We start from the raw sequence: 12,517 nt of genomic DNA, 5'->3' as shown, positions 1-12,517 counted from the left end.
CTACAATTAGCCTTGGCATGCATCATGACTACATATGAACATTGGGGGTACTCCTAGTGGCTGTGAAAACCTACAATCCTGAGCCGTTTATGGATTTCAGTCATCCAGAAATTCGTGAACAGATGTTGACCGCACTGAAAAAAGTAGAGGCAGAGCTCGGTCGTGATTACCCGCTCGTCATCGGCGGCGAGAAGATCACCACCGCTGACAGATCAACCTCGATCAACCCGTCCAACAAGGACCAAGTCATCGGCGTCGTCTCCAAAGCAGACCAAGCACTCGCGGAACAAGCGATGCAATCGGCACTGAAAACCTACGACATGTGGAAGGAAGTCGCACCCAAGGAACGCGCTCGCGTCCTCCTGCGTGCAGCTGCGATCATGCGCCGCCGCAAGTACGAATTCTCCGCATGGCTTGTATACGAATCCGGCAAAAACTGGGGCGAAGCAGATGCGGACACCGCAGAAGCGATCGACTTCCTCGAATTCTACGCGCGGGAGGCGGTGCGCCTCTCCGAAGAGCAGAACCTCACCCGCGTCGACGGTGAAGACAACGAACTGACCTACCTGCCGCTGGGCGTAGGTATCGTCATCCCGCCGTGGAACTTCCCGCTGGCGATCATGGCCGGCATGACTTCGGCAGCGATTGTAACCGGGAACACGGTCGTGCTGAAACCGGCAACCCCGACTCCGGTCATCGCAGCGAAATTCGTGGAACTGCTCGAAGAAGCGGGCCTTCCAGGCGGTGTCGTGAACTTCTGCAACGGTGCAGGCTCGGTGATCGGCGATTACCTCGTCGACCACCCGAAAACTCGCTTCATCTCCTTCACAGGTTCCAAGGAAGTGGGGGTGCGCATCTACGAGCGGGCAGCCAAAGTCCAAAAAGGCCAGATCTGGCTGAAGCGCGTCATCGCAGAGATGGGCGGCAAGGATGCACTCGTGGTGGACCAAGGTGTGGATGCACGCGAAGCGGCACAAGCGATCGTCACCTCGGCTTTTGGCTTCTCGGGTCAAAAATGCTCCGCTTGCTCGCGCGCGATCATTCACCAAGACATCTACGACGAAGTGGTTGCACATGTCGTGGAACTCGCGAAACCGCTGACCGTTGGCCCGTCGCATGAGGAAGGCGTCAACCTCGGCCCCGTTGTAGACGAAGCGGCGTACAAAAACATCCTCAACTACATCGAAATCGGCAAAGGCGAAGGCCGCGTCCTCGTCGGTGGCGGCAAAGCAGAAGGCAACGGCTTCTTCATCCAGCCGACCGTCATCGCAGATGTGGACCGCAACGCACGCATCGCTCAGGAAGAAATTTTTGGCCCGGTGCTTGCGATCATCAAAGCGAACGACTTTGACGATGCGCTGGAGATCGCCAACAGCACCGAATTCGGTCTGACGGGCGGCGTCTACTCCAACAATCGCTTCCATTTGAAGAAAGCGCGCGACAACTTCCATGTCGGCAACCTCTATTTCAACCGCAAGATCACCGGCGCGCTCGTCGGCGTCCAACCGTTCGGCGGTTTCAACATGTCCGGCACCGACTCCAAAGCGGGCGGCTACGACTACCTGTTGCAATTCACGCAGGCGAAGTGTGTCGTCGAACGCTTCTAGTTCACCTCAAAAAGGACCCTACCCGCTTGCGGGTGGGGTCTTTTTTTCTCAGCTGTGACACAATTCCTTCATTTGAATTACCCTGCTCATTAAGGTAGAATGTGCATGGAAACAAATACATAACGGAAAATGGTGACCTCCATGACCTTTAACGATACCTTCTTACGCTCGATTCGCAAGGAACCGATCGACCATGTTCCGGTTTGGTACATGCGTCAAGCGGGCCGCTCTCAAGCGAGCTACCGCAAGATCAAGGAAAAGCACTCGCTGATGGAAATCTGTGAAATTCCCGAACTCTGTGCAGAAGTCACAATCGCGCCCGTTCGCCAACACAATGTCGACGCTGCGATCCTCTACTCCGACATCATGATCCCGGTGAAACCGCTAGGCATTGATGTGGACATTGTGGCTGGCATCGGCCCGGTGATCGCCAACCCGATCCGCACGCTCGCAGATGTACAAGCGATGCGCCCGCTGGAGCCGGACAACGACCTCAAGGCCACGCTGGAGACGATCCGCATCTTGAAACAAGAACTGCACGTGCCGTTGATCGGCTTTGCAGGTGCCCCGTTCACGCTCGCGTCCTACATGATCGAGGGCGGCCCGTCCCGTGAATACCACAAAACCAAAGCGATGATGTACACCGCGCCGGATGTCTGGCAAGCGCTGATGGACAAGCTCGGTGACATGATCATCACGTATATGAAGTCACAAGTGGCGAACGGCTGTGCAGCGATCCAAATCTTCGACTCTTGGATCGGGGCTCTGTCGCAGGATGACTACCGCCGCTATGTGTACCCGACCATGAAGCGCATCTTCGAAGGGTTGGCTGATCTCGGCGTGCCGAAGATCTACTTTGGCGCGAACACTGGCCACTTGCTCGATCAATGGAAGGAACTGAACATCGAAGTTGTCGGCGTCGACTGGCGCATCGGTCTCAACCAAGCCCGTTCCATCGTCGGCAGCAAGTTTGCTGTCCAAGGCAATCTAGACCCCGTTTACTTGCTTGCGCCCAAGGCTGTGCTGGAAGCGGAAGCGGCGAAGATCATCGACCAAGGTCTTGAACAGCCAGGCTTTGTCTTCAACCTCGGTCACGGTCTGTTCCCGACCGCACCGGAGGACGTGGTCACACACCTGACGCAATTCATCCATGACTACAGCAAGCGGAGGCTGAGCGAACGATGAGCAAAAAAGTCATCGGCATCCTCTCGATGGCCTACGGAACACCGACCGCCGTCGAGGAGATCCTGCCCTACTACACCCATATCCGTCGTGGTCGTCCGCCAGAGGAACAACAACTCAACGACCTGATCGCGCGCTACGAAGCGATCGGCGGACTGTCTCCGCTCAACGAGATCACCGGTCGCCAAGTGGTCGGCCTCGCCATGCAACTCGCATCGCTTGATCCGGACAACGAATACCGCGTGTACATCGGCATGAAGCACTGGCATCCGTATATCGAAGAGACGGTGAAGCAGATGCACGCAGATGGCATCACCGATGCAATCGGCGTGGTCTGGGCTCCGCACTACTCCTCGATGAGCGTGGGAACCTACATCAAGTACGCACAGGAAGCGGTTGAAAAGTGGGGCGGTCCTGCGAACTTCAAGTTCGTGCAGGACTGGCACTTGCAACCGCTGTTCATCGAGTCGACCGCTCGTCGTGTCCAAGCGGCGTTGGAGCAGATTCCGGCAGAGTTGCGCGAACAGACCCCGGTGGTTTTCACCGCCCACAGTCTCCCAGCTCGCATCACCCAGAGCGGCGACCCGTACCCGCAGCAGATCGAAGAGTCTGGCCGCGCCGTTGCGGAGGCAATCGGTCATGGCAACTGGTTTACCGGCTGGCAGTCGGCAGGTCGTACACCGGAACCTTGGTTGGGGCCGGACATCCTCGACGTGATCAAGGAACAAGCGGAGCGAGGCGTGAAGTCGCTCGTCATCTGTCCGTTCGGCTTCGTCTCCGATCATCTCGAAGTACTCTATGACGTGGACATCGAAGCCAAGCAACTAGCAGAAGAACTCGGCATCCAACTCGTCCGTGCAGCCTCACCGAACGACGAGGCCGCGTTCCTGCGTGCCGTCGCGACCGCCGTCCTCGAACAAGTTGAGAAGGACTGATACAGCATGGAGCGGAAAACTGTCCTCATCATCGGAGCTGGGATCACGGGTCTCAGCGCCGCTTACTACGTCGAGCAAAAAGCCCGCGCAGCAGGCAAGTCTGTCCAAGTCATCGTCCTCGAATCGGATGACAAGCTAGGCGGCAAAGTGCAAACGGAGCGCATCGACGGATTCACGATCGAAAAAGGCCCGGATTCCTTCCTCGCCCGCAAACCGGCTGCACTCAACCTCATCCGGGAACTGGGCATCGACGACGAACTCGTCGGCACTAACCCGGAGGCGAAAAAGACCTACATCCTGCACCGCAAAAAGCTCCATCGCATCCCACAAGGCATGAACGTCGGCGTGCCGACACAATTCGTGCCATTTGCGACCACCGGCTTGCTATCGCTCGCTGGTAAAGTCCGTGCTGGCTTTGACTTTTTCCTGCCCAAGGCAGAGGAGACGGGCGATCAATCGCTCGGCCTGTTCCTAGAGCGACGCATGGGCAAGCAAGTCGTCGACTACCTCGCGGAACCGCTGCTCGCTGGAATCTACGCAGGCGACCTGCGCAACTTGAGCTTGCGTGCGACCTTCCCACACCTCGAACAGTTGGAGTTGAAGTATGGCTCGCTGATCAAGGGCATGCTCGCCCAAGCCCAACAGGTCAAGTCGGCACAAAAAACGCCACCGAAGCCGGAGCTCGGGGCGCGCACAGTGCCCAACAGCGTGTTCCTGACCTTCCGCACCGGACTGTACCGCCTGATTGAACGGCTGGAATACGTGTTAGAAAAAAGCGGCGTCCAGATCCGCCTCGAAACCAAAGTCAAGCAACTCGACAAGACGGCGGACGATCGCTACAGCCTGCAACTTGACAACGGCGAGACCCTGCTCGCAGACGCGGTCGTGATGACCACGCCAACCTACGATGCGGCGAAAGTTCTGCCCGAACAATTCTCGCAGAAGGCCTACCTCTTGAAACTTCCGTATGTTTCCGTGGCGAACGTCGTGCTGGCCTTTGGCAAAAACGCCATCGACCGCCCGCTGGATGGCAGTGGATTCGTCGTCCCGCGCAACGAAGGACGCACGATCACCGCCGCGACATGGACGTCCTCCAAGTGGTTGCATTCGGCAGAGAAGGGCAAGACCCTGATGCGCTTCTACGTGGGGCGTTCCGGGCAAGAGGAGATCGTCGACAAGTCGGACGCAGAGATCATCTCCAAAGTGCGCAAGGATCTCTACGAGACGATGGGCATCGAGACGGAGCCGTTGTTCCACCGCATCACCCGTTGGTACCGAGCGATGCCGCAGTACACGGTTGGACACCTCGACCGCGTGCAGGAATTTGTGGAAGAATCGCGCAAGGAATTGCCCGGCGTGTATTTCGCAGGATCGGGTTTCTATGGACTCGGCATCCCGGACTGCATCGACCAAGGCTTGAAGACCGCCGAACAACTGGTGAACAAGATCTGACACAACTTTGTGTCAGATCTTTTTTTTCATGATCCTCCTGCCGGTTTTCCACAATTGTGCCACAAACGTCGAGTATTCTAGAACCAGGAAACAACATGTGTACAACGCCGAAACCCCTGTACCGGCGTACACATTCAGCAAGGTTGCCATTCTTGAAACGCTCCACCTAACCCCCCTTTTTCGTTAAAGAACGATTGCCGCGCTCCTGATGGAGACGCGGCCCTTTTTTTGTACATACTAAAAGAAAGGGGACGTGCTATGTAGATATTCACAAAATGTTTAGAAAACTTCGCTTGTAATCACAAAAGTCGAGGCGTATAATCAGAACAAACAGATAAATAGGAGAGGTGAGAACCCTTGGCTACCAAAACTGAATGTTGCGCGCTGTGTCAAGCGGAAACTGAGGAAACAGAAGGAACTCCGTCTTACGAACGCAAGAACTTCATTGAGACGGCAGGTCAACTCTGCCCGGAGTGCTATAACGTCCTGTCAACGAACAAGGAATGGCACAACCTGCTGTAGAGAGAAAAACCAGAACCCAACAAGCTTGTTGCACAAAAAAAGCCTTCCGCTGGAGACGGAAGGCTTTTTTGTGTTAGCGCTTGGTATACAGATCGGGGCGGCGGTCTTCAAAGATCGGAATCCGGCTGCGAATCTCCGGCACGACGCTCAGATCGACGGTCGCGTAGAGAATTTGCTCGGTTTCCTCGCCTTCGACGAGCACCTCACCCCACGGATCGACGACCATCGAGTGACCGAAAAACGCGGTCTCCCCCGCTGTGCCGACACGGTTGGTCGAGACCACGAACATCTGGTTCTCAATCGCGCGTGCAAGTTGCAGGTGACGCCAATGGTTCAAGCGCGGGTGTGGCCACTCCGCAGGCAGGAACACGATCTGAGCTCCGTTCAGTGACATCGTGCGGGTCAATTCCGGGAAGCGCAGGTCGTAGCAGATCATCGTTCCGACTTGCACACCTTCCAACTCGAACAGCCCGATCTCATTGCCAGCCTCCAAGTACTTTTCCTCGTCCATCAGACGGAACAAGTGGATCTTGGAGTAGCGGCCGACGATCTCACCCGCTCGGTTGAAGACATAGGTGGAGTTATAAACTTTGCCATCGACGAGGCTTGCGACCGAACCGGCGTGGATGTTCAGGTTGTACGCCTGGGCGAGTTCGCTCATCAGCGCGATCGTCTCCTGACCGTCGTGGTCGGCGATCTCCTGAATGTTATCCAGCGAGTACCCGGTGTTCCACATCTCGGGTAGCACGACCAGATCGGCGCCATTGGCGGCTGCTTCTGCGATCAGGTCGGCTGCGCGGGCGCGGTTGACGTCCGGTTCCCCGAACGCGATGTCCATCTGCAACAGGGCGAGACGTAGTTGTTGACTCATGGTGTGAATCCTCCGTTTTATACAAAAGTATGTAGTTCTAGAGTAGCATGCATCCCGAAAATTATCCAGAATGGTACAATAGGAGAAAGGAGTGGTACACAGATGCTCAACGATATTCATCACATCGCCCAATCGATTACCCAGCGCGTCTTCAACGAAGGACGTGCGCAAGCGCTACAAGCGAACGGACAGTTGACGGAGCAGGACATCGAGAGGCTGAACACCAGCATGAGGGAGCACATCAAGATCCTGTTGCAGTTGGTGCAGGAGGAGCGGTGGGAGGACCTGCGCAAACTGGTTGACGAGGGGGAAAAGCCGAACCTATGAAGGTTCGGCTTTTTTTGCGGACGCTCGTGTTTTGACGACACTAGTAGTTGATGCTCGATCGGAAAACGTTTAGGATAGAGGACGAGATGTTGTACTCGCAATCGCAGGGGGAACTTATGGAGAAGATCGTGAAAGTCAGACTCAACGAAATCCCGCATCTGCGCTCGGTGGCGTTCATCGCGGTGGTCGCGCAGCATGCGATCGGGATGTTTACCCGCACGAACGGGATCAACCTGTCGGACCTCGTGGTGCTGTCGGTGTTGTTCAATCTGATGAAGTTTGCGGTGCCGATGTTTGTGTTTATCACAGGACTGGTTATTTTTTATAACTATTATGCAGAGATTCGTGTGGGGTCGTATCTGGTCAAGCGGGTGCGGGAGATCATCATCCCGTATGTGATCTGGGCAGTATTTTATTACTTCTACTGGGCGTGGGATCGCGCAGACCATGCGTGGCATGACCTCCCCAGCGTGTTGTTGACCGGGTCGGGGTATTATCATCTGTGGTTTGTCGCGATGATCTTCCAGTTTTACTTGCTGTACCCGCTGTTCCGCCTGCTGTTCAAGGCGTTGCAGCCGTACCTGAGCCGGGAGCGGGTGTTGGTTCCGTTTCTGGTGGTGTTGACGGCGTTTTTTATCTGGAGCACGGTTTACCTCATCAACCACAGCAGTCAGTGGCATTCCAACGTATTCGGGTTGCGTGGGTTCTTGAATAACTTCGACCGCACGTTCCCAGTCTGGTACTTGTACTTCGTGCTCGGTGGCGTTGCGGCGCTGGCGATCGGCAAGTGGCGGCTCTGGGTGGCGAAGGTACAGGGTTGGAACTACGTGGCGTTTGCCATTGGACTAGGCTGGGTGACCTACGAGTTGGCGAAGGGGATCAATCTCAACGCCAAGCTTCCGAGCCAATTTCCGATCTACCTCGGGGTCTCGAACTCGTTCAAGCTGTCGATGATCCTGTTCACGCTGTCCTCGTTCGTCCTGCTCTACCAGTGGGCGATGAAGTGGAGCGAGCGGGACAATTTGCTGACGAAGCTGTCGATTCTGATCGGCAAGTACTCCTATGGGACGTTCCTGATCCACGCGCTATGGCTGGATGAGGTGTACCACGTGGTTGTCGATTACATGCCATCGTACAACAACACGGTGAAGGCGCTGGTGGCGGTGGTGCTGTGCGTGACGCTGTCGCTGGTGTCGACGATGGTGATCAGCAAGATCCCGTTCCTCGGGGCTCTCGTCGTCGGGACGACAGGCAAGCGTCAGAAAAAGCCGAAAGTTTCCTTTTAAGAGTGAGAAAAAAACCTCCTATGCCTGCGGGCGAGGAGGTTTTTTTGCACAGCGAGCTAGGCGCCGAGGACTTGGAGTTTGCCTGATTCGTGGATGTGTACGCCGGTGTCGGGTTGTTGGGCGAGGCGGGACATGGCGCGAGCGACGGTGCGGGCGTGGATGGCGCGGTAGTTTTTCGGTGTGGCGAAGGTGAAGGCCTTCGCGAACACCGTGCCGATCCGCTCCCCGAGGCGGAACTCTGGGCGATCACCGAGCAGGAGTGAGGGCCGGATGATGTGCACAGTGGGGAGCCCGAGGGCGGTGATGGCTTGTTCGACCTCGCCTTTGACGCGGTTGTAGAAGACTTTGGAGTGGGCGTTGGAGCCGAGTGCCGTGATGAGCAGAAACTTTTTGACTTGGGCTTGCTGAGCCAATTTTGCAAGTTCCAGCGGGTAGGTGTAATCGACGCGGCGGAAGGCTTCCTGTGAGCCGGCCTTTTTAATCGTGGTGCCGAGGCAGCAGAACACGTCATGTACGCCCGCGAGGTGGCTGGCGTAGGAGTCGAGGTGATCGAAGTCGACGGTGACCTGTTCGAGCTTGCGGTTGTGGATCGGGAGTGGACGGCGGACAAAAACGATGATTTTCTCGTAGTTGGGGGCTTGGAGTAATTCCTTAACCAGTTCGCCACCGACTAAACCAGTGGCTCCGATGACCAATGCTGTTTTCATATGTATCACTCCTGAATGAGTTCTCCACCAGTACTATCTGTGCGTTGTCTTGCATATACTCTACCAATTCACAAGGAAAAGTGATAGGGGGCAGCGCAGAATGATAGAATTGAAGGTTGGAGAGTTTCATGTGCTCAACAGTGGGTCGGTGTTGGTGTATGAAAATGAACCGCTGGAGTTTGTGCTGGACGACGGGGATGGAGAGTTGAAGGTCCAGTGTGTGTTCGAGGAGCGGGATGATGTCGCGCAAGGCGAGGTGCTGGAGGGGGAGTGCGAGAACGAAGGCGAGGAGAGTCGGTTGATTTTTGTCAACTTCAACAGCCGCTTGGGGACGGGCAGCAAAAAGCCGGTGGAGGTCGGGGTGTACAACGAGCGGAAGTTGTATTTGAAGTACTTCGTGGCCGCGCCGAAGTCGTCTTATAAGGTGTTTCATTATACGTGGTTTTTGGGGAAGGTTGTGAAGTAGAGGTTTTGTGGGTGTTGATAACTGGCTTGAGAAGAGACCTAGTATGCTGTTATGGTATGCTGGGTCTCTTAGTTTTGAAATGAGATCAAAGAAAGAGTCAGTGTGTCGCTCGTTGCAAAACATGCGAAATTTGACATCGCATGAACGCTGAGCGTATATTTTGATATGAGTAAAAAATAATATGTGAAGTCATTTTGATGAAGTTATAAAATTTGATTGCTTCCGCGGTAGCTTTTGGAGTTCTCACTACGACTGTCCGATTGGAATGTAACCACATCAATAACTTACCGGAGGCAATTAAATATGGACAAGAAGCGCATTGCATTATCGGTCGTAGTCGCAGGCTCGTTGCTTGCTGGAGGAGTAGCTTACTCGATGAAAGACATAAAATCGACCGTTCCGATCGCAGCATCACCGCAAGTTGCAACTGAAACTCATTCCACGATCCATGCTGATCGTCCGCAATATAGCAACATCAATGATCTACGTCAGGCATCGGACCTAATCTTTATGGGGACGGTTCAAGGCATTGATGGCACTCGCAATTTGGCACGTGACCCACAGAACCCGCTACAGGAAGATCCGAATCTTTATATCGAAGGTGTTGACTACAAGGTTAAAGTTGTTGAGTCTCTAAAAGGTAAGGCTGAGGCCGATGTACTTGTCACCGAGCAAAAGCAAATGCGATTAAGCAAAGATCAGCCAATGGTTCTGGATGAGGATTACATCGGCTTGAATACAGGGCAGACTTATATCTTTTTCGTCAAAAAATCGACTTCCACCGGTCGTTACTACAGTGCAGGTGTCCCCTTTTTCTTCGTCATTGAGAACAACATGGCCGTGTTGAAGACCACAGAAAAAGACCTAGAGGCTCTTTATAAGCCTGCAGACGTTACTTCGTTCAAAAAGGCAGTCAAAGAGGGTAATTGATGATACAGAAATAATTGGATTGGCACGTGCAGGATGGTCAAATAGTAAAGACTCTGGCCTCAGCCAGAGTCTTTTTTGTAGGCATACGTATGTGCACGCACATGTCCTGTGTCACATGAGTTGACTAGGCTGATCGATTTTTCCCGTTGCAAGGTGAGTGGGAACTGCAGACTCCGAGTGGATACTTGATTTGGGTCGTGATTTGCCTGAATCCTGTCTTGAACACAACGTCGACAGGCCCTCGTTCATGGTTGGAATTGCACTTGATGCAGAAAAACACGACGGATCACCTCAATCTCCATAATATCACAGATGTTTGCAAGAAATAGTATAATATTGGGAAAGTACTCGTGTAAAGTGTTTGCTTTCAGAAAGATTTAAACATTATTACAGGAGGGGAAAATCTACAGGAAACTACATCTCTCCGCCTGATGTGACACGGATTGTCGAAGGGTTGCTGTGGAAGATCGTGGGGGGCTATTATATACTATCGAAGGCTGTCGGTATTTATGGGGGTACATATCAAAATGAGGATTCATGAGTTGAGCGGCTTTGGAACCAGTCTTTGTTGAATTTGTATCAATGTCTTCGTGTACGAATACACCAAATCAAAAAAGAGAACCCGCTGTACTTGAATCCGGGTTCTTTTTGTATGTACAGAAATGTAGTGATTGGTTATAATTAGTATCTGATTCTAATAGATAATTGCTACTATTTTTATAATATAGAGTTTGTACACGGGAGGTAACTTCGGATGTCTACACTCGACGCCACTGCGACTGCTGTGGTTGACAAGATACCGTTGGGCCGACGCATCGGAGAGATCATGGAGGAGAAGGGCGACGCGTTTTCCATCCGGGCCTTCTCCACGCGGATCGGGATGAATCGAGAGATCCTGCGCGTGATCATCGCAGGAGAACGCACGATCCTGCCGTCGGAGTTGGAGCGGATTGCGGAGGGGCTGGGAATCAGCCTTGAGCGGCTCAAGCAATTGGATACCATGCACATGGAGCAGGAGCTTAAGGCTCTCATGAATTCCAAACAAGACTTGAAACGTGCTCTTGATCTGGCAAATCAGCTTGTTCTTGTTGCTAGAGGTGCGAGTGAGAAATGCATCAGTCTGTATAGTCTGGGCAAAGTGCATTATCTCTCGCAACAGTATGATGAGGCGCATCAAATCTGGTTGGATGCATTGCCATTTGCGGAAAAGATTCAACAGAAAAGTGGAGAGAACAACTTATACCATTTGGTAACTGCCAACTTGATGCTTTCATACACCGTTCGAAAAGAGTATTCGAATGTGGAAGTCATGCTGAAGACCGTAGAATCTGTGTTTTTGGATGCACCTGAAAAGATCGGGTCTGTGTACTATACACGGATGCGTATTATGCAACATACGGGAAACCATACGGAAGCTAGAAAGTACTCGTACCTTTGTTTGGAACAATTTAAGCTGACCAAAGATGACTATCAGATTGGGCTGGCGTTGATCAATGCTGCTGACTGTGATTATAGGCTCGGTGATTTTGAGACGTCTGTTGAACTTCTAAAAGCAGCTTGTGTGAGACTTGAAGATGTGCCGCATTTTCAAATCGTCGCTGGAAAAGATCTAGCAAAAACTCTGCTCAAACTTGGGAGATGTACTGAAGCACTTCAGATCATCGAAACGTATCTGCCACGTGCTGTAGATTATCCAGATTACAGAGGGAAGTTATTGATCTTGTATTCGATTGCAACAAACGACATTTCGTATGCAGAAGGTGTCACTAAAGATGCACAATTTGCATTGAAAGTTCGTCTTCTCGCGTATAAGTATTTGATGAATCATTACAAGGAGCAACGTGACGCATGTACTCTGTTACGTTACTATGAAGAGGCAGAATTACTCTCTGCTCCTAATTATGATTATCTTGAGGAGGATGAACTTTAAATGAGGAAAAGGATTGCAATAGGTCTTGCCATTTTTATTCTGCTTGCTGTAGCACTACCAGTTGCCCAGATTCATTCTTTAAATAAAAGCGCCGAGGGAGTACCAATTGGACCACTTTCAGTAAAAATAACCCTTCTGTAGTGATCAAAGCCCCTCGGTTAAAACGAGGGGCCTAGTCATGTCACGATGCCCAATGACATATGCCATTGAAAATAAGACATACCACCTCCTGTAAAACCAACGCAAATCAACCGCGTTGGTTTATTCTATTTATTAGACATAACCAATTCGGGTGGTGGTTT

The 12,517-nt window shown here is 52.8% G+C and carries 12 protein-coding genes; 10 read left to right on the top strand and 2 right to left on the bottom strand.

Annotated elements, in window-relative coordinates:
* Positions 1-89: 89 nt before the first annotated feature.
* The 5 genes from pruA (at position 90) to C7459_RS23120 (ending at position 5,698) form a co-directional block, all read left to right on the top strand.
* Positions 90-1,607, top strand: a complete 1,518-nt coding sequence (pruA, locus tag C7459_RS03455; protein ID WP_245884383.1) for an L-glutamate gamma-semialdehyde dehydrogenase — start codon at positions 90-92, stop codon at positions 1,605-1,607.
* 141 nt (positions 1,608-1,748) lie between these two features.
* A complete protein-coding gene (hemE, locus tag C7459_RS03450; RefSeq protein ID WP_211320329.1) occupies positions 1,749-2,792 on the top strand; it encodes a uroporphyrinogen decarboxylase in 1,044 nt (347 codons plus the stop codon).
* A complete protein-coding gene (hemH, locus tag C7459_RS03445) occupies positions 2,789-3,724 on the top strand; it encodes a ferrochelatase (RefSeq protein ID WP_109686345.1) in 936 nt (311 codons plus the stop codon). The genes hemE and hemH overlap by 4 nt, the downstream gene beginning before the upstream one ends.
* A 6-nt stretch (positions 3,725-3,730) precedes the next feature.
* Positions 3,731-5,176, top strand: coding sequence for a protoporphyrinogen oxidase (hemG, locus tag C7459_RS03440; RefSeq protein WP_109686343.1), 1,446 nt, complete (start codon positions 3,731-3,733; stop codon positions 5,174-5,176).
* A 357-nt stretch (positions 5,177-5,533) separates the two neighbouring features.
* Positions 5,534-5,698, top strand: a complete 165-nt coding sequence (locus C7459_RS23120) for a hypothetical protein (RefSeq protein WP_170119240.1) — start codon at positions 5,534-5,536, stop codon at positions 5,696-5,698.
* 73 nt (positions 5,699-5,771) lie between these two features.
* On the opposite strand, the gene C7459_RS03435 is transcribed toward C7459_RS23120, so the two are convergent.
* A complete protein-coding gene (locus C7459_RS03435; protein ID WP_109686341.1) occupies positions 5,772-6,569 on the bottom strand; it encodes a carbon-nitrogen family hydrolase in 798 nt (265 codons plus the stop codon).
* Between the two features lie 102 nt (positions 6,570-6,671).
* Here C7459_RS03435 and C7459_RS03430 point away from each other — a divergent pair, with 102 nt between their 5' ends.
* Positions 6,672-6,896 carry a hypothetical protein gene (locus C7459_RS03430; RefSeq protein WP_109686339.1) on the top strand — a complete coding sequence of 75 codons (225 nt, stop codon included), beginning with the start codon at positions 6,672-6,674 and terminating at the stop codon, positions 6,894-6,896.
* A gap of 116 nt (positions 6,897-7,012) precedes the next feature.
* On the top strand, positions 7,013-8,182 hold the full coding sequence (locus tag C7459_RS03425) for an acyltransferase (RefSeq protein WP_170119239.1): 1,170 nt from the start codon (positions 7,013-7,015) through the stop codon (positions 8,180-8,182).
* A 56-nt stretch (positions 8,183-8,238) separates the two neighbouring features.
* Here C7459_RS03425 and C7459_RS03420 read toward each other — a convergent pair whose 3' ends face one another.
* A complete protein-coding gene (locus tag C7459_RS03420; protein ID WP_245884375.1) occupies positions 8,239-8,889 on the bottom strand; it encodes an oxidoreductase in 651 nt (216 codons plus the stop codon).
* A gap of 100 nt (positions 8,890-8,989) precedes the next feature.
* On the opposite strand from C7459_RS03420, the gene C7459_RS03415 reads away from it, so the two are divergent.
* The 3 genes from C7459_RS03415 to C7459_RS03405 all read left to right on the top strand — a co-directional run bounded on the left by C7459_RS03415 (position 8,990) and on the right by C7459_RS03405 (position 12,215).
* A complete protein-coding gene (locus C7459_RS03415; RefSeq protein ID WP_109686335.1) occupies positions 8,990-9,355 on the top strand; it encodes a DUF6864 domain-containing function in 366 nt (121 codons plus the stop codon).
* A gap of 303 nt (positions 9,356-9,658) precedes the next feature.
* Positions 9,659-10,285 carry a hypothetical protein gene (locus C7459_RS03410; protein WP_109686333.1) on the top strand — a complete coding sequence of 209 codons (627 nt, stop codon included), beginning with the start codon at positions 9,659-9,661 and terminating at the stop codon, positions 10,283-10,285.
* A 754-nt stretch (positions 10,286-11,039) separates the two neighbouring features.
* Entirely contained in the window at positions 11,040-12,215 is a 1,176-nt protein-coding gene (locus tag C7459_RS03405) for a helix-turn-helix domain-containing protein (protein WP_109686331.1), read from the top strand.
* Positions 12,216-12,517: the final 302 nt, after the last annotated feature.

Origin of the sequence: Tumebacillus permanentifrigoris (assembly GCF_003148565.1) — a bacterium.
Lineage (GTDB): Bacteria > Bacillota > Bacilli > Tumebacillales > Tumebacillaceae > Tumebacillus > Tumebacillus permanentifrigoris.
The sequence above is the reverse complement of the archived record's forward strand: the minus strand, read 5'-3'. Positions and strand labels throughout refer to the sequence as shown.